Consider the following 22,321-nt stretch of genomic DNA (forward strand, 5'->3'; position numbering starts at 1 on the left):
ACCGTTCTCATTCTGTTTCAAAATCGCCAGTATCTGGCTGTCGCTGTATCTTGATGTTCGCATAGAAAACTCCCTTCCTTCAGTTTAGTGGAATTTTCTACTAATAACTGTTCCGGATTTTCGGGGGGATTACATCAGCATCCCGCAACCATTGAAAATACTTTTTATGTGCATCAACGTTTGTATTCGCCTGCATGTCACTCTCCAAATTTTCTTTTGTTACTAAGAATGACCAATGCATATTTCAATAGTTCAGCGATATTTATTTTTGAATAAAATAGAGAGAAAAATAACCCGCTCCAAAGACAAAAAATCATGACCACTAATAAACATTGAATTTATCAAAATTATTATAGTCACAAGCTTTTCAAGCCGAACTGAAGACCGAATATTTCAAATTTCAATTTTCCTGAATTTAATATGAGCATTACCTAGCCAATGATTCACGGAACATGCTTATCAAAATTCTCAATTTCACAAGACCTTGAAGCATCAACAGGAGCTGTAAATGACAATAAATAGCCAATCAACTCAGCATCAGTTACGGCGTGGTGGCGAACCTCCTTAATATCAGCAAAGAGCTTGCCGAGTAGATTTTTAACGGCCTAGGAATGAGGATACCACCAGAAAAAAGCACACCTGTTAATGCGCAAATTGATCTTCCGCCCTCCGCAATACTCAGCATCCGTAGGAACGGCCCACGAGATTTTCACGTCCAGAAACTTGGCCTCCTACTAATAATAGGTGCTTCTGCAGAATTTAATAGCATGTCTATATCGTCGTTTTGAGAATACTGGCGCATGCGCTGCAGTGGTCGCGCCTACCGGCGGAGCAGTCAACGATAGCGATGGCAATAAAATCAGAGTAGACGAGAGAATCGATGGTAGGCCATCGGTGTTGTTTGATGCAGTAGCAATATTGTGTAATGAAGACGGTGGCAAAACACCGCTGGCATATCCACCACAGATCATTCAACCAAATAGAGACGACAATTTTAATTTAATGCTAAGAATACCTTATCCGCTTTAAAAATCATGATGGCTATTTTTGATCATTGAACCGCTCACGTTCAACACTGTCAGGGTATTAACGCCAAATCCAACACAGAGCAAGAAAACACTAAGCATTATATTCGAAACGCAAGAATAGGAGAAACCTATGCACGAGCAATTTCCAACACGCCGCGGGGAGCGACTCAGTATGTTTCCCCGGTTAGATCCAGTAGTGCACTCACGTTACAAGCAGCGCTGGGATGGACCGCTAAGCGAAGAATCACTGTCTCGATACGAGCGCGACGGCTACCTGTGGTTCGATGGATTTTTCTCCCAAGAGCGTATGACACCTTTTTTTGACGAGTTGCGAGCAATAGCCGAAGACCGGGAGTTAATGGATTCGGACCAAGTGATTATTAATCCCGATTCAGGCGAGTTACGCTCCGTTTTTTCAATGCACACTTTGTCCGACAGATTCAGCAAGCTCACCCAAGACCCACGAATTTTAGGAATGGTGCGCCAGCTCCTCGGTGGAGACGTATATATTCATCAATCCCGAATTAACGACAAATTTGGCTTTCAAGGACGCGGTTTTGACTGGCACTCAGATTTTGAAACTTGGCACAGCGAAGACGGCATGCCAAGAATGCGCGCCGTATCAGCCTCATTAATGCTAACTGACAACAATGAATTTAATGGCCCGCTAATGCTGATTCCCGGCTCTCATCAGTACTTTGTTCCTTGTACTGATTTAACACCCAAAGACAATTGGCGTGAATCACTGCAATCCCAAAGTGTCGGAGTCCCAGATAAAATTGACCTAAGAAGATTGGCAGACAACGGAAATATTCAAGCACCTAAAGGCCCACCAGGCTCCTTACTACTATTTGAATGCAATACCCTGCACGCTTCCAACAGCAATATGTCGCCATGGCCTCGGTCAAACCTGTTCTTTGTTTACAATAGTATCGACAACCCGCTAAGTGCGCCCTATTGCGGGCAGCCACCTCGGCCGGAATTCCTTGCCACACGCAGCCATATAGCGCCATTAGATATGCGTGAACTACCACGTTACGGCTTGCCAAAAACGTAAAAAGCTGGCACCCGCAGTTAACATCGCGTCAGATTAAATACTGCCGCAACTCAATTACGCCGAAATGAAATCGGGCCACATACTGGCAATGTATTCGAGGAATTGTTCGCTCAAGCCTTCGGCCAATAAGTGTTCGCGGCTCACCGGCGTACGCTTGGGCATAAAGCTCGCATTATCGCGGAGTAAAGTCGGATAATTATGGTGCAACATGGCCGCCCGCCCGAGCAGCGCAAAATCTAAGCCCTGGTCAAAGCAGTAGTCAATATCCTCAGGGCTGTATACCTTGCCTGCCGCCCCCACACGAATATCGCCGCGATCGAGCTCGCAAAAATACGACAGTAAGCTACGGCCCTGGAAGGCAGCTTCTGCGGGCTCTTTGAATACATTCCAAGCAGAGATGTCAAGAAAGTCGATTTCTTGCGCGGCAAACAACGCCTTTGCGGTTTCAACAGCCTCACTCAAAGGAATGCCATGACGCTCAGGTGACAGCCGTACGCCGAGTAAAAAGCCCTGACCACAACGCTTGCGGATTCCGCTAATGATGTCGAATAAGACCTTGCTGCGGTTCTTCAGAGAACCGCCGTATTCATCGGTGCGGCGATTAAACTCAGCACTTAAAAACTGGCAAATAATGTAATTATGGGCACCGTGGATTTCTATGCCGTCAAATCCAGCTTTCTTGGCGCGCTCGGCACCGCGAATAAAGTCCTCTATCAAGCTTTGGACCTCACCGTGGCTCAAGCCTCTGGCGCCAAATTTCTCCGATGGTGACGGTGCCACTGGCATATCACCGATCAACTCTCTGGGCGCGCGAAACCCTGCGTGATGAAGCTGTACCACGGCAAGACTGCCCTGCGCCTTGATTTTTTCTACCAATATCGTCAAGCCAGGCAAATGTTCGTCACTAAAAATGCCCAGCTGGCCGGGAAAACCCTGCCCCAGGACATTAACATGGGCAGCGGCAGTCATTGTTAAGCCGAAGCCACCCTTGGCACGCATAGCCAACCAATGAATTTCATCCTTGCTTAGGCGACCGTCCGCCTCGCTTTGCGTATTAGTGAGCGGCGCCAACACCATCCTATTTGGCATTGCTTTACCGCAGGGGAAACTCAGTGCTTCGAACGCCTTTGTCATTCAATTCCTTCCTATTACTTAAGCAAAATCACATTATTCAAATACTTGTCAGACGTCCGTAAACGCGACCACCAAAAACCATATCATACCGACTTACCGTGTCTGCGGGCGATATTCTCGCATCCAAAAACTTACCGCCGGCGCTATCGCACACTATACTGAAAATAGCGTAGCTCATACGACCAATGAAGGCGCTATAAACGTCGAGAGTTGGAGTTTGTGGCTCTGCGCCACAGCAAGCCTACTTTGGCCGCGGCGATAATATTCAAAAGAATAGAGTAATTCTTTAATGATATGGCTTACCCATCACACACTTGCCCGACGATTGCTGTCAATTTCCCTTATCTTTTTATTTGCGGTGATACTCTTAACATTAGCACCGCTCTGGCTGCCGCTATTTTGGGCATTAGGATTGGTCTTGAATGCAGCCCATTCGAGCTTGCGTTGCCTGAGCTTTATTTGCCTATTCTTACTTTGTGAAATAGCGGGAATCTTCGCTAGCGGCTGGTTATGGTTACACCACATCGTATTAGCCACATCCCAGCAAAGCTATTTATCGGCTAATAGCGCACTGCAATTTTGGTGGGCCGACACATTGCGCCGCGGTGCGGAAAAATTATTCCGACTTCATTTTGTTATTGAGGGCGAAGACGCTCTCGCAGGACCTGGGGCTATCGTACTGCCTCGCCACACCAGTATTGGGGACACCATATTACCTGTCTCGTTTTATGCTAAAGCAAAGCAACTTAGGGTGAGCTACGTGCTGAAGCGGGCGCTATTGCTAGACCCCTGTTTAGATATTGTCGGTAACCGTCTAGCCAATGTCTTTCTAAATCGCGTGGCCGACGATATGGGGCCAGAACTCGCTGAACTAGAAACCCTCGCTGCTGGCGCCACCGACCAAGACAGCCTGGTTATCTATATGGAAGGTACCCGTTTTTCAGATGCAAAGCGGCAGCGTGTTTTAAAATTGCTTGCTGACAAAGGCGATGACGAGGCACTGCAGCGCGCGGAGTCCTGGCCAAACTTACTCCCGATAAGGCCTGCTGGCGCCCTGGCTTTAATGACAGGCGCGCCAGACAAAGATCTATTGTTTTTGGCTCACAGTGGGTTTGAGGGTTCGGCAAATTTCGCCAATCTGTTTAATGGCAGCTGGATGAACACCACCGTACACCTGCGGTTTTGGCGAATTAAGGCAGCTGACATCCCCGCCACCGAGCATGGCCGCAGAATAATGCTATTTAGCCAGTGGGATTTAATGCAACAAGCCGTCGCAGAAATGTTGGCTGCAGAATGTGATTAGGAGGTAAGCAGCGCCGCCAAGCAGTTCGCGCCCGCTCCAGGAAACTAGCTGACCTTAGAAAACAACAAGTCCCATACTCCGTGACCCAATTGTTCACCGCGCTTTTCAAACTTGGTGCTAGGGCGAAAATCGGGTTTAGGTGAATACTGCTGGGGACCGGCGTTGTTTTGGTAGCCTTGCGCAGTACTCATCACCGCCATCATGTGCTCGGCATAATTTTCCCAGTCAGTAGCGAGGTGAAGCACACCGCCCACTTCTAATTTACTGCGCAACACCTGTACAAACTCAGCTTGGATTAAGCGTCGCTTTTGGTGACGCGCTTTATGCCAGGGGTCAGGAAAATAGACTTGAATACGGCTGAGGCTATTGTCCGGAATACAGTGGGCGAGCACCTCAACTGCGTCGTCGCAATAGGCCCGCAAATTCGCCAGCCCCGCTTGATCACTCAGGTACATCAGGCGACCAACACCGGGGGTATGCACTTCAATACCGACAAAATTCAATTCGGGCGCTTGAATGGCCATTTCGGCGAGGGAGTCGCCCATACCAAAGCCAATCTCAAGCACCGTCGGTGCTTGGCGGCCAAATACGTCGGCAAAGTCCACGGGGCCGTTGGCGCGCTTTAAACCCAGCGTTTTAAAATTGATATCGTAGGCGCGCTTTTGACCGTCGGTCATCCGCCCTGTGCGCAGTACAAAGCTTTTTATCCGACGACGCATCGGAGCCGCTTGCTCAGTCATTACATTGTTTTCCACGCTGAATAGGCCAAGCAGGCCCACGCTATTAAGAACATCAGGCCACCAATAGGGGTTATGGCGCCAAGAATTTTAATTTCGGTGATCGCCAGCGCGTAGAGGCTACCGCTGAATACCAACACCCCGAGAAAGAACAAAACCGCCGCGATGCGCAACGAGAGGTGCTGCACACCACTGTGCATCAACAGGCCCACCACCAGTAATGCCAAGCAGTGGTAAAAATGATATTGCACGGCCGTTTGGTAAACCGCCATCATTTCGGTCGACAAGCTGGCCTTAAGCCCGTGGGCACCGAAGGCACCTAATGCTACCGCAAGGAAGCCAAGCATTGCCGCCATAAAAACCGTTAACGAAGCCATTGCGCCCCACCTGTATTTAAAGCCGTTATTGTACGGATGTCCGCCACGATTCAAAAGCACCGCAAGCTAATGATGACGGAAACCTCTTGCAAAGAAAGACGGAGAACAGGAATTATTCGAAATTCGTTATGAGATACGAAAAAGCCCCGCTGTGCGGGGCTTAGAGCAATATTGGTGGTGTGGTGACGGCGTTTACGCCTCCATTACCGCGCGCAACTTTTTCATTGCCGCTTGCTCGAGCTGGCGAATACGCTCGGCAGACACACTATAGCGATCAGCCAAGTCGTGCAGGGTAGCCTTATTGTCTGTCAGCCAGCGGCTTTGCAAGATATCGCGGCTGCGCTCATCGAGGTCGGCCAAGGCCACACTCAGGTGCTGGTGATTACTCTCTTCTTGGTTATCTGACTCTAATAACAAAGCAGGATCAGCACTGTGGTCTTCTAAATAGTGTACTGGCGCAACTGGGCCGCGTTCGTCGTCGATATCGGCATCAAAGCCAACGTCCACCGAGCTTAGGCGGCCTTCCATGCGGCGTACTTCTGCCACATCCACGCCCAGATCAGCGGCAACGGCGTTAACTTCGTCGTTATTCAACCAAGATAGCTCTTTTTTAGCACGGCGCAGATTAAAGAACAGTTTGCGCTGAGCTTTGGTAGTGGCGATTTTCACAATACGCCAATTGCGCAGCACGTATTCATGAATTTCAGCCTTGATCCAATGAACGGCAAACGACACTAAGCGCACACCTTTTTCGGGATCAAAGCGCTTAACGGCCTTCATGAGGCCAACATTTCCTTCTTGAATCAGGTCGGCCTGGGGCAAACCGTAACCGTTATAACTTTTAGCTATATGAACCACAAAGCGCAGATGGGACATAACCAACTGGCGAGCAGCTTCAACACTTTCATGGTAGAAGAGATCTTCGGCTAATTCACGTTCGCGTTCGGCGCTGAGCACCGGAATACGACCAACCGACTGAATATATGCAGAGAGATCGCCACCCGGTACAAGCTGTTGTATCGGCTGTAGATGGGTGCTCATTGCACTCCTCCTAAATACTTGGATAAAAAAACACTGATGCTTATTAGAGTCCCAAACTAATCAAAGTTCAAGTCCCTGCGCTCAAAAGCTGATGATACGCAGGATTGCGCGCTAATTAGCACCAATACTAAGCCATTTAGTTTTTCACTGCCTGCCACTGAAAAACGCCGTCATATTCTTGACAGTTCATAACCGCTTCGGCGGCATTGTCGATATAAATTTGCTTGGCGGCAGACGCGGGGTAACTCAAATAGTCTGAACATTTGGCACTCTGGCCAGTGCCAACAACCACCTTAACCCCCCCACTCAACTTACAGTGAACTAACTTATCGAGCGGCGACCATTGATAGCAAATTTCATAATCGCTGCGGTATTGGGCCGTTTTCCCGGCAGGGCTACTAAACGCCCACCACTTGCCTAGGCGACTATTTGGGTTGCTGCTATTCCATGCCCGGTAAATAGTGAGTTCAGCACCCGCCTTAAGCTGATAAACCTTACCCTGACACAGCATTCCCGCCATGGGCGCCCCCAGCACAGAGGCGAGCAGCGCTGGGTCGTCTACGGCTTCAAACTGCGCCGCCACGTCAGCAGGGAGTGCGTTGTCGCCCGGACAGCTCTCGGGCTCGACATTCGCTGTTACGTTGCCCTCAGCGGGTGGCTGTACCGCCACCTCATCGCCAGATTTACTACCCGGCACCGCGCATGCGGTTAACAGTAGAATCATTAGAGAACAAGCAAAATACGTTTTCATCAACACACTCCATTGCATGATTTACTAAAATAAACACTTATTGCGGTTCAATCGCCCGCAGCTCTCGCCCAACCACCAGCCAGGCACCCAGCAATCCTAGACCACCCGCAAACAGCCACAACAATAGACTGTCGAGCACGCCTAAACCCAAAAGCTGAAAATCACTTTGATACGACACCGACAATTCAGCAATAGGCGCTCGCAACCATAACAGGCCACTTTGCACCAAGACCCAAGCCGCCAACCCACCACTCAAGCCATACCAAAAACCGGTATACAAAAAGGGCCGACGCACGAAGGCATTGGTACCGCCGACGAGCTTTACGACCAAAATCTCACTGCGCCGACTTTCTATGGCTAATTTAATGGTATTACCAATAATCAGCAATACACCTACCGCGAGCATCCCCGCCAGCGCGAGCGTTAGCCGGCGCCCCAACTCGGTAATTTGATTTAAGCGCTGCAGCCATGCCATATCGAGCTTGGCGAGTTCAACTTCGGGCAACTTTGCCAAAGCCTCCTGAAGCTCGGTTACCGCAGCCGCCGAAATATTGGCCTCACGAGGAGTCACGACAATCAAGCCCGGCAGAGGGTTGCTGTCTAATTGGTCAAGTACATCGCCAAAGCCTGAACTGGCGCGAAACTCCACCAACGCGGCCTCCGGCGAGATATATTCAGTGCCCTGCACCCCGTCGCGAGCGGCAATGCTGCGTCGCAAATTCTCGGCCTGACTCGCGGTCACATGGGGTTTTAAAAACAAAGAGATGCGGGCCGCTCCCTCCCAATCACTACTTACCGCCTCGATATTATTCAAACCAATATACAGGCTCGTCGGCAGCGCAAGTGCAATGGCGATTACCAAGCTGGTTAATAAGCTTGCCGCCGGACGACGTAATAGGCGCTGCAAACTGTCCAGCGCAACTTGGCGATGATGGCTGCGGTAGCTGGCAAGACGGTCACGCAAGTCCGTTTTATGGCGGCGCGCGCCCTTAACGTCTTTGCGGGCGGCGGGCGACTGCAATTGCCCCAAGCGCCGTTTATTAAGCTTATTCTGGGCCATTATCGGCCCCTCCTGCGGTAACGAGGCGACCATTGCGCAGCGAGAGTAAGCGATAAGGCATTCGAGCGATCAACGCCAAGTCGTGGCTTGCAATTAATACGGTGACACCAACCTGCTTGAACTGCTCAAACAAATGCATAATTTCAGCGGAGAGCTGGGGATCAAGGTTACCGGTGGGCTCATCGGCCAGCAATAAAGCCGGCTTATTCACTACAGCCCGAGCAATACCCACTCGCTGCTGCTCGCCACCGGATAAGGTCACGGGGTTTTTACGCTCTTTATCCAGCAAGCCCACCTTGTCCAGCGCGGCCCGCACGCGTCGGCCCACGTCACGATGGCCGTAGCCAGCAATAATCAGTGGTAACGCAACATTGTCATATACGCTGCGATCAAATAATAATTGATGGTTCTGAAATACCACACCCACTTCCCTGCGCACTTCGGGAATATGACGCACCGCCAACTTCGACAGATTGCGCCCGCCAACAATAACTTGGCCGGTGCTGGCGCGCTCCATCACCATAATCAGCTTCAGCAAAGTGCTTTTTCCGGCGCCACTATGGCCGGTTAAAAACCGCATTTCGCCACGGGGAATATGAAAACTCACATCGGTGAGTGCCTCATGACCGCCTTCGTAGCGTTTGCTGACTTGATCAAATTGAATCATTGCTGTTTTTGTGTCCAGCCAAATAAGGCGCCAACAAACTCTGAGGCGCGGAAGGGACGCAGATCTAAAATACCTTCGCCGACCCCAATGAAGCGAATAGGAATGCCCAGCTGCTTGCTGATCGCAAAGACAATGCCGCCCTTGGCAGTGCCGTCGAGCTTGGTCAAGGTCAGGCCGGTCACGCCGACCGCCTCCTGAAAATGCTTCGCTTGCGCTAAGGCATTTTGACCAGTCCCCGCATCTAGTACGAGCATGACTTCATGGGGCGCCTCGGGGTCGAGCTTCTTCAGCACGCGCACCACCTTCTTCAGCTCTTCCATCAAATTGTCTTTATTGTGCAAACGGCCTGCGGTGTCCGCAATCAAAATATCGACTTTACGCGACTTGGCGGCTTGCAGCGCATCGAATAACACCGAGGCGCTATCAGCGCCAGTGTGCTGGGCAATGACCGGCACCTCATTGCGCTCACCCCACACCTGCAGCTGCTCTACCGCTGCCGCGCGGAAAGTATCGCCCGCCGCAAGCATGACGGAGCGGCCACCGGCCTGAAACTGCTTGGCAAGCTTGCCAATCGTGGTGGTTTTGCCCACGCCGTTAACCCCGACCATAAGAATGACGTAGGGGCCGGGGCCGTCGGGAATCACCAATTCTTCTTCGGCAGCCGCTAGCAAAGTACTCAATTCTTCTTGCAAGGCAACGTAAAGCGTTTCAGGGTTATCCAATTCTTTACGAGAGACCCGCCGGGTGAGATTGCCAATAATCTCTTGGGTGGCATCCACGCCAACATCGGCCATCAGCAGATGGGTTTCAATCTCTTCGAGGAGCTCGTCGTCGATCTCTTTGCGACCGAGAAAAAGATTGGCCATGCCCTCGCCTAGCTGGGCGCCGGTTTTACTCAGGCCTTCGCGGAAACGCACCAGCAGTGAGGCCTGCTCTTCTGGCGTTAATTCCAGGTGTTGCCAAGGCGCGATTTCTTTATCGTCGATAAAGCCTTCCGCCGCCGCCAGCGCCGCCTGATCTTCTTCTGAGCCAACAAAAGACTCCTTAAAGCGGGCGAATAAGCCCTTCTTGACAACTTCGGCTTCGATCTCGGGCAGCTTTGAATTCTCTGTCATGCGGGTATTTATATTCCGTTAAGGTTTACAGTATAAATAAAAGCCGTATCCTACCATTTCTCTGAGTAACTGGCACCGGAAACACCATGCCCAAAGCCCCCCGCAATTCAGGCCCCCAAACGAGCACAAGCACCCGCCAACAAGGCAGCTTGAGAATCATCGGTGGCCAGTGGCGCAGCCGCAAGCTCGATTTTGAGGGCGCCGCGGGTCTGCGGCCGACCAGTGACCGCATACGCGAAACCCTGTTTAACTGGCTTAACCCGACTATTCACGGCGCCCGTTGCCTCGATTTATTTGCCGGTTCTGGGGCATTGGGGCTCGAGGCGCTATCGCGCTATGCCGCACACTGCGACTTTGTCGATACAGATCGCAACAGCTGCCAGCAAATACGCCAGCAGCTTGAGAATTTGCGCTGTCCCCACGCCACGGTCCACAGCAAAGAAGCCTTAGCATTTCTGAATAAAAGCGCGCAGAGCTACAATATTATTTTTCTGGACCCACCATTTCACTTGGACTTGCTCGCGCCGGTTATCGGCACCCTAGCTAACCACGCCCTTAAGCCCCACACCCAGATATATATAGAAACCGCCAGCGACGAGGCGCTACCCGCCTTACCCGCCAATTGGCAAATCGACAAAGAGAAAAAGGCAGGGCAGGTGGTTTATCGACTGATATCGGTTATGGAAGAGCTGCCACTCGCTTGACGCGCTGGCAAAGCAAGTCGAGAATAGCTGAACTACCCCTACGCATTTGGCTGTAGCTACCTACCTAGATGACACATAGGCTAACCAAGCATATACACATTATTTTGCTGTTACTGAGCTTACTAGCTCAGTCCTTTGCCTATGCCTACGCACCCTGCCCAGAACAGATGGATATGACTTCACCGTCTGCGCTAATGATGCCTGCCGATCACAGCAACATGGACATGGCCCATCCCACGATCACACCGACACTGAGCGACACCAGTCACAACTGCTGCGACACCCAGCAAAGCGACTGCCCGAAAAGTAGTTGCGCCACCGCTGCACTACTGACTAACAGCAGTGTGATTGGCATTCATTCAACATCACTGACCCTCGCCCAATTTAGCCTTCGGCACCCCAAACCCGCCCCACGCCCCAGCCTGTACCGCCCGCCCATATACAGCTAACACAGGACCATTGCGCCTATTTGGCGCGCTAATTTCTGTTAATCGACCAAGCGCACGGCCGCATCAACGCGTCTATATGCCCGCCTTGGTTTGTTGATTTAAAAGCGATGTTTATCGCGGAGCGATCATGACTATTTCTAAACTTAAAGCCTATCTGTTTCTTTTTGTAATCGGTGCCGCAATAAGCACCTATAGCCAGGCTGAAACTGCAGCTGCAACACCCCAGCTTTCACCTAGCACGGCATTATCAGTACACAAAAATCCCAACTGCGGCTGCTGCGGCGCCTGGATCGAGCATGCCCAGCAGCACGGTTTCACCACCGCGGTTCAAAACCATGTAAACCTCAATGGCCTAAAAGCGGAGCTTGGCATTCCCGTCGGCTTGCAAGCCTGCCACACTTCGGTCTCGAGTGACGGCTTTGTGTTTGAAGGCCATATCCCAGCTCGCTATATCACCCAGTTTTTAGCCGAAAAGCCCAGCGGCGCCCGTGGCTTGATTGTCGCAAACATGCCCATGGGCAGCCCCGGTATGGACATGGGGCGCGGCTTTCAGCCCTACGACATTTTGCTGCTATTAGACAACGGCAACACTGAGGTGTACGCCACCATCAGTAGCAAAGCGCAGCAGTAATAGGTGGCCCAAGCTGGGCCCGCCACAGCGCACTGCTGGCCGGGCTATGCCTCTTTCTGTCCGTCAACTTTTATAGCCTTAGCCTAGATCGGGCCATAAGTCTTGCGCAGGCCAACGATCCCTGGCTGCACAGCAGCCAGCTCCGGGAAAGGGCGCTGGCGGCTGAAGCAATCTTGGCATCTGCCGCTGAACTTCTTATCGCGCCACAGACCGTTACTTTATAAGCAGCGGGGTAGTGGCGTTTAGGCAGGTAAATTTCGGTGTCGGCATTGGCAGGGCAAATTTGGTAACAATAATGAATATCATCGCGTATCGTATCAAAAGACAATTTCAAGGGAATACCCGCCGTGACTTTGGAGTAACTGCGCTCCAACTCCTTTAGATTATCGAGCTTGGCTGTTGTCAAATCGCGGTCGTCAGCAAACAGGCCTTGGGCGCCGTCCGGTGATTGGGTAGTAGGATCACTCCAATTCTTATAAGCCCAATATTGCCATCCGGTTAAATGGCTGTCGGCCAAATTCGCCACCCTATTTAAGAGCACTAGATCGTCGATCGCACCAAACTCGGTAACCAGTTCCACCGCGCCAACTCTTGCACTTGTGATTCGCGCTTGCCCAAAGACCTTGACCCCAAAGTTTTCGCCGGTATCGGGCAGCACAGCTAGAATCGGTAGACTAAGATGCGCTGCCTGCAAATGTGCGGTTAGCGGGCAGTAATTGTGAACGGAATAACCGAGCTCAAACTCCCCCGCAATTGGTGTATAACCGGCCGGTGTGCCAGTGCCACCCCCCACCAACTGCGGTTCAATCCACACCATATTTTTGCTGTCGACACCGCGAATAACAGAGATCGCCTGCTCAAAAATTAGCTGAATTTCGCGGTCGGATATCGGGCAACCCTGCTCAGGCACAATACAGGTCGCCCACTTTAAGCCGACCCAGGCTTCGTTCAGCAAGTCGTAGCTCATAGAATATTTTTTTGCTCGCCCCACTTGCTAGCCACCGCCTGCCAAACGGCGCTACATCCCTGCCAAACCTCGCCTTGCTCGGCCCATAAATTAGCGAAAACTTCTGAAATCTGTGGCAAAGGGGAAATCCAGTGCGGGCAAGCCCATCACCGTGGTCGTTACACCGCTGTATGCGCCCAACTCTGGGGCATCTTCGCCCTGATATAGCCCACCGAGCATATCCTGATGAAAATCGAAGAGTATCCAGAGGCCCGGCTCCGCGAATAACTGCACAACACGATCCCACGCAATGAGATAGCGTTGATCGATTTGTCCCGGCGCACTGGGCGAGACGCCAGTCCATACGCTACCAATAAGCACGCTATTAAAGCCATGTTCCACAAGCCAATCAGCAGCTGTAAACCCCTCAAGATTATTGGGCGGAAAATACAGCACCAACGTCCATACTAGGTTGACGCCGTGACTGATTACCACGCGATGGTGGTGATCGACCATCGCGCTACACGCGGCACCGTATCTGGGTCTTGCGCTGGCGCCGCACAGGCATTGCCATTATCACTCTCGGATACCGGCGTAGACCGACCACGGCTCTTACAGCTCGGTTATACTGCCGCACGTGTAAGGACTGTATTGAGTACGAAGACCAGTCGCGCTTTATTATTTATGCTTTCAATCCATTTGGCCGCAACAACCCCGACGAAGGAGGGAGTTATTTAATATGCTGACACTACCCTACATTCCAGGTACCTTTACGGGGACCAGAACACGGAAATATCGCGTTCAGGCCGAGTTTGGTACCGGTCAAAATCTGGGTACAAACTCAGCAGCTGAGGCCACAGCTCACGCTTTTCTTCTGCGCTGGCCTGACGCGCAAGATAACGCTGGGTGGTGCCACCAACCATAATATCGATTTGGGGTCGGCTGTGATATTAAAATACCACAGCGGGTGTTTCTCCATCCCGCCTCGCGAAGCAACCAACAGTTTTTTGTCATTCCAAGGCAGGTGGATCAAGGCTATTCCCCGACGCTCGCCGGATCACCTACCTGTCATACCAACAAGACAAATTGGAAAGCCGCCGGGAAAGCTCTGCGTTAAGCGGTCATTGCTTTTTTTGTATACCCAAACATAAGGCGGATGAAATATTTCATCACACGCTAGACAGTAGCCCGCCATTTAACAGGGATAGCGTCGACTTCGTCGCGACAGGTTTTGACGTAATCAAATTTGTTCGTCATTTTAATATTCTCAATCTTGAGTGCGGCCACAACCCATACCAATCTACCACCTATGAACGCGGCTGCCAGTTACAAAAAAGGCCATGTCGCCAGTGCATTTTCTCACTCGCGACATGGCCTTAATGTTTTGGACAAACCCAACTGCTGTTAACCGATCCAGTTTGGCTTACGACGTAAATCCAATGTATGAGGGTACTCCCCGGGCGCTTCCTCCGGCGGCGGCGCCAAGGGGCGCGGCGGCTCAGTAAAGAACTCCCGCACTGCGTCCAAATCGGGCCGTGGCGTATAAGGGCCTGGGGTATGCTCTAGCGTACCAAAGCGATTACCACGCCGAGCTTCCGCCTCCATTGCATTCACAGGGAAAGTCTCGTAGCTACGCCCGCCCGGGTGAGATACATGGTAGCTACAGCCACCCATGGAGCGCCCAGTCCAAGTATCAATTAAATCGAAAATAAGCGGCGTGTGAACCCCGATGGTAGGGTGTAAGGCAGATGGCGGCGCCCACGCTCGGTAGCGCACGCCGGCAACATATTCACCGTGCTTGGCGGTATTGCGTAACGGCACGCGCCGTCCATTACAGGCAAGGATATAGCGGCCATCGGTGAGCCCAGTGACCTTAACCTGCAAACGCTCCACCGATGAATCTACATAGCGTGCGGTACCGAAACTGCCCACCTCCTCACCCAGCACATTCCATGGCTCAACCGCCCAACGCAGTTCAATTTCAATCTCGTCAAGCTTTACGCGGCCGTAATGCGGAAAGCGAAACTCTTCAAAGGGTAATAGCCACTCTGCCTTGAACGGGTAGCCATGCTCTTGCAAGTCGGCGATCACTTCGTTCATGTCCTGCCACAAATAATGCGGCATCATATACTTGTCGTGCAAAGCCGTACCCCAGCGCACCAGCGGCTTTTTATAAGGTTCAGCCCAAAATCGAGCGACCAAGGTGCGAATCAATAGTGCCTGAACCAGCGCCATGCGGCTGTGCGGCGGCATTTCAAATCCGCGAAACTCCAACAACCCCAGGCGGCCGGTGGCGCTGTTAGGGGCATACAGTTTATCGATACAGAACTCAGCGCGATGGGTATTACCAGTAATATCGATCAGCAAGTTCCGCATTAGCCGGTCAACTAACCAAGGCTGGTCTGCCAACCCTTCTGGCATTTGCTGAAAGGCAATCTCCATCTCATAGAGCATTTCGTCCCGCCCTTCATCGACGCGGGGAGCCTGACTGGTTGGGCCTACAAACGCGCCAGAAAATATATACGACAAGCTCGGATGATGCTGCCAAAAGGTGACCAAACTACGCAGTAAATCCGGGCGACGCAGGATCGGGCTATCGGCCGGAGTGGCGCCGCCAAGGGTGATATGGTTGCCGCCGCCGGTACCGGTATGGCGACCATCGAGCATGAACTTTTCAGCGCCCAAGCGACACTCTCGGGCTGCCGCGTAAAGCTCAGTCGTGTTTGCAACCAGCTCCTGCCAATTCGACGTCGGGTGTACGTTCACTTCAATGACACCGGGGTCTGGCGTAACCAGTAGCTTTTGGATGCGTGGATCACGAGGAGGCTCATAGCCCTCAATGATGACAGGTACAGCAAGCTCATCGGCAGTTTTTTCAATAGCCGCGACCAGTTCAATATAGTGTTCTAAACTGTGTAATGGTGGCATAAAAATATGGACTTTACCGCCCCGCGCTTCAATACACATCGCAGTGCGAACCAGTGGCACACTGTCCTTGCCTGTATCAGCAATTGCCTGACTCGCAGCGTGTAATTTCTGCGGAGTTGGCGGGTTCGATTCCAACGGAAAATGAATATCCTCTCGTGTCTGTAAATTACCACGAGGATCGAAGGGGTCGCGATCAGCGGGTATATCTGGTGCTGTTGATTCAGGCAGATCCCCTAACGGCAGGCGTAAACCCATTGGCGAATCACCCGGTGTCAGGATAAGGCGCTCACGCTTTACATTCCAAATACTACTCGTCCATTCACCACTGGCGGGATTGCAAGCCAAAGGCACTATATAGCCACTAGGGTCTTTAAAACCCTGCTCTAACAGCCTAGCTAAACGGCGGCGACCTAAATCGTCACTGATTTTGGCAGCGAGAATATCTATGTTTTTAGGGATCTTTTGTTCTTGTAAAAGATAGTGCAGAGCATCTTCATACGCGGGCTGCACATAGTCCTTAGGCAAGCTCAATAATCCAGCCAATGTAACGGCAAATTTTTCCGCGTTTTTAACCGTGTGACCATAATCCTGATCAACCCGCGCTAATAATTCAGGCCTAGTCCAAAGCGCCTCACCATCTTTACGCCAAAATAGACCCAGCGCCCAGCGCGGTACTTCTTCACCGGGATACCACTTGCCTTGGCCGTAATGCAACAAGCCCATGGGCGCAAAATGATTGCGCAATTTCAATAATAAGGTCTTTGCCAAACGCAGCTTATCGGCACCAAGGGCGTCAATATTCCACTGCGCGGATTCCATATCGTCTACCGACACAAACGTCGGCTCGCCGCCCATTGTTAGGCGGACATCTTTCGCCGCCAGATCCCGATCAACCGCATCTCCCAGTAAAAGAATATCGGCCCACTGGGCATCGCTATAGGGCTTGGTGACCCGAGGATCTTCATGGGCACGCTCAACTTCATTGGAGTAGTCGAACTCAACTTCGCACTCATCGGTGTAACCTTCAATAGGGGCCGCTGAGACCGGGTCCGGCGTGCATGCCAGGGGTATATGGCCTTCGCTGGCAAACAGACCTGACGTAGGATCTAGCCCTATCCACCCTGCGCCGGGAATATACACCTCGCACCAGGCATGCAAATCGGTAAAATCCTTTTCTGGCCCACTGGGGCCATCCAAGGATTTCTCGTCAGAGCTCAGTTGCACTAAATAACCAGACGCAAAACGTGCAGCTAAACCTAGATGACGGAAAATTTGTACTAACAACCATGCTGAATCTCGACATGATCCCTTGGCAAGGCTCAGCGTTTCTTCTGGTGTTTGCACACCTGGCTCAAAGCGTATGCAATATTCTATTCTCTTTTCGAGTATCTGATTCACTTCAACCAAAAAGTCGTTCATTCTTCGTGGCGTTTTAGGGATCGACCGCACGAGCTTATTAAAAATTTTCCCTTGTTTTTCCTTTTCCAAATAGGGAGCAAGCTCCTTTTTAAGCTGTTTTTTATAGTAAAAGGGAAAATTTTCAGCGTATTCTTCAAGAAAAAAGTCGAAGGGATTGATCACCGTCATGTCGGCAATAACTTCTACCTCAATAGAAAACTTATCGGTTTTCTCAGGAAACACCAAGCGGCCAAGGTAATTCCCGAACGCATCTTGTTGCCAATTTAAAAAATGCGCCTCTGGAACGACCTTCATGCTATAGCTATAGATTGGGGTGCGGCTATGCGGCGCTGGCCGAAGACGAATAATGTGAGGTGACAAGTTAACTAAACGATCAAACTTGTAATAGGTTTTGTGGTGAATTGCCACGCGAATTGTCATTACATCTCCTGCGGAAACCGCATTTCAATCAAAGCTGATTGATCATTAAGTGGCCAAGCAATCGTCAACCATATCGCCCTTATCTCAGAGCAACGGCAGACCCGACAAAATATACGCCTACCCTATGCAATTACTACTGTATTAGTGTGACACGGCCTATGCCTTTATGCGCCGACAAACTTCAACAAGCATATTCCGCGCCACTTTTAATACATGACATTCAGTTCCACTTAGCACAACCAGAGAGCCGCACTGACTATTCCGGCAGCGCTAAGGTAGATGTTACTGCGCGGCGTCAAACTCGACGTACATCATCTAATCAGGTTTGAAGAAGCGGTCAACTGAAGGTAAGCGCCCCCTTTTTCTCCGGCAAGAGATGAAGTGATGATGGGAACTTACCAGCAAGTGACCTACGACCAACGATGCCAGATAGCAGCCCTAAAGAAAAGAAAATGCACACAAAGTGAGATAACCGACATTATTGAGGTGAGCCAGTCCACGGTAAGCCGCGTGCGATCTAGAAATACCGGAGACAGGGATATCACCATAAACAGGCACACAGGAAAGCTGTTCTGAGGTGTGACGCGGCGATTACGCCGACAGGAATGACGTCAGAAATGATAGCGTCAATTTTATAGAAATTGCTTATGGAGTGGAGCCCAGAGCAGATATCTGGGTGGCGACTGGCTGGTCAAGATCGCTTGATTAGCCATGAAAGTATTTACCTTTATGCTTGGGCGAACAAGCAGGCGGCGACCTTTATACGCCTCTACGTCAACATAACAAGAAGTATGACAAGCATCGTAACGGTAAATCAACACGAAGTCAGATAAAGAATCGCGTATGCATAGAGGATCGGCCAGGCATTGTTGATGGTATATCGCGGATTGGTGATTGGGAGATAGACACGGTAATTGACAAAGGCCAGAGTGGCGCGCCAGTGACTATTGTCGACCGCGTAACGAATTTCACCGTGTCCGCACAGCGTCACAATAAGAAGCGGTCATTAAGGCGACAACTAAGCTACTTACGCCGTATAACGATTCCGTGCTTCGTATAACGACCGACTACGGGAAGGAGTTTGCGCACCATGAACAAATTAGCAAAGTGCGCTCAACCGAATTTGATGATGCTCACCCATATAGGTATTGGGAACGGGATTTAAATGGGAGCACTAACGGACTCTTGCGGCAGGATTTTCCAAACAGCATAGATTTTAAGGTAGTGGACCAAGCGGCAGTAAAGCGCGCGGTAAGTAGACTAAATTCTCGTCCACGAAAAAACCTAAGGCTCAAAAATCCAGTTCAATTAACTAATGGATGAACGCAGGACTGCGTTAGCAGCTTAAACTTTAATGCCACTCGGGTTTGAATCCGCGCTCCTTACACAAACTTGGGCTAATGGGAAAAATAGACGTCCAGCTTAATAGTAAAGCTCGCCTCGGCATTCCATCCATCTGCATTAGGAAAAAAGACTTCTGGGCTCGCCGTGACAAAAACCCACTCTTCATAAAGCTTGTAGGTGTAACTGGTGCCAACGAAATAGGCTGTTAATTGAGCTTGAAACTCATTGGAAAAAACCAAACCCGCCCGGTACTCCATGGCAGTCCGGTCCGAGAGCCCCTGTGTTAAGGAGTAAACATGCACGTTTTGGAAAAAATCATATTGATCTTCATACTCAAGCACCGTCCAGTAGCGCAAGCCCATGCGTTCACCTAAAGGTCTCGTCAGCTCAAACTCCGAAGTCTCACCCCAGCCTCGGTCACTGAAATACCAAACTTCCTGCAAAAACTCAGGCGTCCATTCGCCCCATTTGTCAAAGGGTCGGCGTAAACGATAGCGGCCAAAGCCAACCAGTGGCGCGCGCAATTTGACACCGACACGAGCAGATCGCTTCCATTTGTGCCACTCACTATTAGGGTTAATTTCGATCCCTGACACAGATTCTTTACGGTTAAAACGCTCGCCGGTAGAATTGCTCCGCACCCGCTCTTCTAGCGAGTTTTCACTGGCCTCGTCGCTGCTAAAAAACAGCTTCATCTTGCGCTGAGTATTGGGTAAATCAAACTTTGCTTTCACCCGGACGTCGGTCTGAATTTCGCCATGTTCCTCCCAAGTCTGCTTAAATTGGAGTTTCACGTAGCTTTCATTTTTGTAATCTGGGGGGGCATCCTCTTTACTGAAGTAGCGGTCGACGCCTTCGGCAAAATCGACCCAGGACTCTGACCATTCATCACGAGTCTCTTCCGCGCTTAATAACGATCGAGTGATGAAACTAGGCTGGGGAGTATCCGCGTCTAGTGAGCGGGCTACGGCATAAGGAACATAAAGCAGGCCGACAGCACAGCGCAGCATCATTATATATCTGCACCGACGGCTAAAGCTCAAACCCATGACTGCTACCAACTTCATTGACGTCTAAAGACTATAGAAAGCGCAGCTGTTAACGTCCACTAAACAGTGCAAAATGCACAAACAAAAAAGGCACCCGTAGGTGCCTTTCCACAAAACATCAAGTTTAGATTAGCCGTCTTTCAAAGCTTCTTGACGCTCCAGTTCCTTTTCCATGAACTGCATCCACTGCTTAGCATAGTCCTTGGATTTCTCGCTTTTTGCTGCTTCTTTAAAGGCCTTTTTAGCACCCTCGTATTCCTGCAGGTTAAAACGAGCCATACCCAGCACTAAATAGGCCGTATCTGGACGTTTGAGATCACCCTTTTTGAATGCGTTTTCAATTGCCTTTTCAGCTTTATCAAACTCATCATTATCGAGGTAAATATTCCCTAAACGCGACCAAAGTTCACCCTTATCAGACTTGGCAGCCGCCTTTTCCATTTCTGGAATCGCGCGCTTTAACTCCTGAGCCTGACGCCAAGCGTTACCCAGCAATTCGAGGTTCTTAGAAGTAGCAGGGATATCGCCTTTCTTAATCCCTTTATCCAGAACCTTCGCTGCTTTATAGGGCACTTCCTGAGACAGGAAGAGGTACGCCATATTAAGTAGCTCTTTGTCATTATCCAGAACACCTTCAGTGTAAGCCGTCTCCATTGCTGCAGTCGACTTACTCTCCATTTTCAGCTCGTTATACATCGATGAAAGTTGAAGCCAATAGGCTTTCTTCTGGTAGTGCTTCAGCGTTTCTTCAAGAATCGCAGTTACACGTTTAATGTCGTTCTTTTCATAGTACAAATAACGTTGCAAGCCCCACCATTGCTCTTTAGGAATCTTGCCTCGGCTGGTGTAGTCATTGATAGCGACCTCAATGTACTTCAACGCCTTGTCTAAGTCCTTTAGCTGGTAGTAACCCTGCGACAGTAATGCATAAGCACCAGCGCCCGGATCTTCTTGCATCTCTCGCTTTGCCTTAAACCATTCCAAAAGAGTGTTTACGCCGTTTCTGTAATCCTCTTTCACGAAGTAAAGCTGAGCAATAGTGTATTTAGTATTTAACTCCATTGCTTCCGGAATATCCGGCTGCTTAACCACGTTGCGGTATGCATCCAAGGCCAAATTGTACTTTTCTTGCGTAAAATAAATAAACGCGTACATATTATAGAGGTTGGCAAGCTCATAGCTATTGAGTGAATTCCGTCCTTCTTTATCGCGGAGTTCATTCAGTAGGTTAATCGCCTGACTGTATTTTTTTTCGTCCGCAGCGATCTGCGCTTCATTTAATTTTTCAAAAATTTTAGCGCGGATTGCTGGTGTTCTACGTGTGCTACGCTTGGGCTTCTCTGATTTGTCGGCAGCGTGGGCAATACCCACGCTTAGCTCACCAACCAGCGGCTGCACGGCGGTACTTACCACCGGCAGTGCAAGAACAGTAGCAACACCTAAGACCAGAGAACAGCCCAGCTTGACCAACACCGGACGCATCGCTTTAGTGCTCGAGTGATAATCAGACATTATTTTTCCAACTCATAAGTGAACCGGTTTTGAATGCCCGGCACCTCAATAGGCTCGCCGTCGGACACACGCGGTTTGTACTTAAACTTCTCTGCGGCTTTTATAGAAGCGCGCTCAAAATAACCAGACGGCTCGCAATCGACTGCCACGATATCACGGGTAGTACCCGCTTTTGTTACCGTGTATTCAACCGTACAATAACCCGTAACACCCCGACTCTGCGCACGACGCGGATATATTGGTGCAACTTTGACGATTGGCAAATATTCACCGTCTGAGGCGGAAAGCCCCCCGGTAGTATTTGTTAAATCGACACTCTGAGTTGGCGTCATATTGACAATATCCATATTTGGATTGATGTCTTCCATCTCAGGCTGCTCCATATCCGGCGGTGGCTCATCTGGCTCCTTCGGCTTATCGGGCTTGCTGTCCTTCATTGTTTCAATCTTGGTATCCGGCATTTGAATATCGGCCAGCTTTGTACGCGGTTTTTCATCCAGCGTTTTATCAGCCATCTCGATAAGCGATGGCATTATGATGAACAGCGCCGCTGTCACCACAAATGCCAATGCGGCACCATATAAAAGTCGAATATTCATATTGATCAGCTGTCTTCAGTGGCCAATGAAACATCGTATACACCAGCCGA

At 50.4% G+C, this 22,321-nt stretch carries 20 protein-coding genes and 1 pseudogene; 6 read left to right on the forward strand and 15 right to left on the reverse strand.

What is annotated here, in order from left to right:
• Window positions 1-1,158: 1,158 nt before the first annotated feature.
• Window positions 1,159-2,085, forward strand: a complete 927-nt coding sequence (thpD, locus tag ABYP33_RS10770; RefSeq protein ID WP_373090903.1) for an ectoine hydroxylase — start codon at window positions 1,159-1,161, stop codon at window positions 2,083-2,085.
• A 54-nt stretch (window positions 2,086-2,139) separates the two neighbouring features.
• Here thpD and ABYP33_RS10775 read toward each other — a convergent pair whose 3' ends face one another.
• A complete protein-coding gene (locus ABYP33_RS10775) occupies window positions 2,140-3,219 on the reverse strand; it encodes an NADH:flavin oxidoreductase (protein ID WP_373090904.1) in 1,080 nt (359 codons plus the stop codon).
• A gap of 418 nt (window positions 3,220-3,637) precedes the next feature.
• Here ABYP33_RS10775 and ABYP33_RS10780 point away from each other — a divergent pair, with 418 nt between their 5' ends.
• Entirely contained in the window at window positions 3,638-4,522 is an 885-nt protein-coding gene (locus ABYP33_RS10780) for a 1-acyl-sn-glycerol-3-phosphate acyltransferase (RefSeq protein WP_373090906.1), read from the forward strand.
• Between the two features lie 44 nt (window positions 4,523-4,566).
• Here ABYP33_RS10780 and trmB read toward each other — a convergent pair whose 3' ends face one another.
• The 7 genes from trmB to ftsY all read right to left on the reverse strand — a co-directional run bounded on the left by trmB (window position 4,567) and on the right by ftsY (window position 10,270).
• Window positions 4,567-5,262: a tRNA (guanosine(46)-N7)-methyltransferase TrmB gene (gene trmB, locus ABYP33_RS10785; protein ID WP_008252261.1), complete on the reverse strand. Its 696-nt coding sequence runs from the start codon at window positions 5,260-5,262 to the stop codon at window positions 4,567-4,569.
• The gene (locus tag ABYP33_RS10790) at window positions 5,262-5,636 is read right to left on the reverse strand and encodes a DUF423 domain-containing protein (protein WP_008252263.1); all 375 of its coding nucleotides are present in this window, start codon (window positions 5,634-5,636) and stop codon (window positions 5,262-5,264) included. The genes trmB and ABYP33_RS10790 overlap by 1 nt, the downstream gene beginning before the upstream one ends.
• A 192-nt stretch (window positions 5,637-5,828) precedes the next feature.
• Window positions 5,829-6,677 carry an RNA polymerase sigma factor RpoH gene (gene rpoH, locus ABYP33_RS10795; protein ID WP_373090907.1) on the reverse strand — a complete coding sequence of 283 codons (849 nt, stop codon included), beginning with the start codon at window positions 6,675-6,677 and terminating at the stop codon, window positions 5,829-5,831.
• A gap of 136 nt (window positions 6,678-6,813) precedes the next feature.
• Window positions 6,814-7,428 carry a hypothetical protein gene (locus ABYP33_RS10800; RefSeq protein ID WP_373090909.1) on the reverse strand — a complete coding sequence of 205 codons (615 nt, stop codon included), beginning with the start codon at window positions 7,426-7,428 and terminating at the stop codon, window positions 6,814-6,816.
• A 37-nt stretch (window positions 7,429-7,465) separates the two neighbouring features.
• On the reverse strand, window positions 7,466-8,488 hold the full coding sequence (ftsX, locus tag ABYP33_RS10805) for a permease-like cell division protein FtsX (protein WP_373090911.1): 1,023 nt from the start codon (window positions 8,486-8,488) through the stop codon (window positions 7,466-7,468).
• Entirely contained in the window at window positions 8,475-9,155 is a 681-nt protein-coding gene (gene ftsE, locus ABYP33_RS10810) for a cell division ATP-binding protein FtsE (RefSeq protein ID WP_373090913.1), read from the reverse strand. The genes ftsX and ftsE overlap by 14 nt, the downstream gene beginning before the upstream one ends.
• Window positions 9,152-10,270 carry a signal recognition particle-docking protein FtsY gene (ftsY, locus tag ABYP33_RS10815; protein WP_008252274.1) on the reverse strand — a complete coding sequence of 373 codons (1,119 nt, stop codon included), beginning with the start codon at window positions 10,268-10,270 and terminating at the stop codon, window positions 9,152-9,154. The genes ftsE and ftsY overlap by 4 nt, the downstream gene beginning before the upstream one ends.
• Before the next feature lie 86 nt (window positions 10,271-10,356).
• Between ftsY and rsmD the strand changes: the two genes are divergently transcribed.
• The 3 genes from rsmD (at window position 10,357) to ABYP33_RS10830 (ending at window position 12,054) form a co-directional block, all read left to right on the forward strand.
• Complete coding sequence (rsmD, locus tag ABYP33_RS10820) at window positions 10,357-10,974, forward strand: 16S rRNA (guanine(966)-N(2))-methyltransferase RsmD (protein ID WP_373090915.1); 618 nt, start codon at window positions 10,357-10,359, stop codon at window positions 10,972-10,974.
• A gap of 68 nt (window positions 10,975-11,042) precedes the next feature.
• Window positions 11,043-11,423 (forward strand): hypothetical protein, encoded by a 381-nt coding sequence (locus tag ABYP33_RS10825; RefSeq protein ID WP_373090917.1) that lies wholly within the window; start codon window positions 11,043-11,045, stop codon window positions 11,421-11,423.
• A gap of 127 nt (window positions 11,424-11,550) precedes the next feature.
• Window positions 11,551-12,054, forward strand: a complete 504-nt coding sequence (locus ABYP33_RS10830; RefSeq protein ID WP_373090918.1) for a DUF411 domain-containing protein — start codon at window positions 11,551-11,553, stop codon at window positions 12,052-12,054.
• Between the two features lie 70 nt (window positions 12,055-12,124).
• Here the strand turns inward: ABYP33_RS10830 and ABYP33_RS10835 are convergent, their stop codons facing one another.
• The 4 genes and pseudogenes from ABYP33_RS10835 to ABYP33_RS10850 form a co-directional block, all read right to left on the reverse strand.
• The gene (locus ABYP33_RS10835) at window positions 12,125-13,021 is read right to left on the reverse strand and encodes a cellulase family glycosylhydrolase (RefSeq protein ID WP_373090920.1); all 897 of its coding nucleotides are present in this window, start codon (window positions 13,019-13,021) and stop codon (window positions 12,125-12,127) included.
• A gap of 90 nt (window positions 13,022-13,111) precedes the next feature.
• A complete protein-coding gene (locus ABYP33_RS10840) occupies window positions 13,112-13,516 on the reverse strand; it encodes a hypothetical protein (protein WP_373090922.1) in 405 nt (134 codons plus the stop codon).
• A 254-nt stretch (window positions 13,517-13,770) separates the two neighbouring features.
• Window positions 13,771-14,033: pseudogene (locus ABYP33_RS10845) on the reverse strand (nitroreductase/quinone reductase family protein).
• 371 nt (window positions 14,034-14,404) lie between these two features.
• The gene (locus tag ABYP33_RS10850; protein ID WP_373090923.1) at window positions 14,405-17,767 is read right to left on the reverse strand and encodes a DUF2126 domain-containing protein; all 3,363 of its coding nucleotides are present in this window, start codon (window positions 17,765-17,767) and stop codon (window positions 14,405-14,407) included.
• A gap of 1,005 nt (window positions 17,768-18,772) precedes the next feature.
• Between ABYP33_RS10850 and ABYP33_RS10855 the strand changes: the two genes are divergently transcribed.
• Window positions 18,773-19,090, forward strand: coding sequence for an IS30 family transposase (locus tag ABYP33_RS10855; protein ID WP_373090929.1), 318 nt, complete (start codon window positions 18,773-18,775; stop codon window positions 19,088-19,090).
• Window positions 19,091-19,164: 74 nt separating this feature from the next.
• Here the strand turns inward: ABYP33_RS10855 and ABYP33_RS10860 are convergent, their stop codons facing one another.
• From ABYP33_RS10860 to ABYP33_RS10870, 3 genes are all read right to left on the reverse strand, one after another.
• Entirely contained in the window at window positions 19,165-20,124 is a 960-nt protein-coding gene (locus ABYP33_RS10860; protein WP_373090925.1) for a hypothetical protein, read from the reverse strand.
• Window positions 20,125-20,289: 165 nt separating this feature from the next.
• The gene (locus ABYP33_RS10865) at window positions 20,290-21,672 is read right to left on the reverse strand and encodes a tetratricopeptide repeat protein (RefSeq protein ID WP_373090926.1); all 1,383 of its coding nucleotides are present in this window, start codon (window positions 21,670-21,672) and stop codon (window positions 20,290-20,292) included.
• Entirely contained in the window at window positions 21,672-22,271 is a 600-nt protein-coding gene (locus tag ABYP33_RS10870) for an energy transducer TonB (protein ID WP_373090928.1), read from the reverse strand. Before ABYP33_RS10870 ends, ABYP33_RS10865 begins: the two co-directional genes overlap by 1 nt.
• Between the last annotated feature and the right edge of the window lie 50 nt (window positions 22,272-22,321).

The organism is Zhongshania sp. (assembly GCF_041584495.1).
GTDB lineage: Bacteria > Pseudomonadota > Gammaproteobacteria > Pseudomonadales > Spongiibacteraceae > Spongiibacter.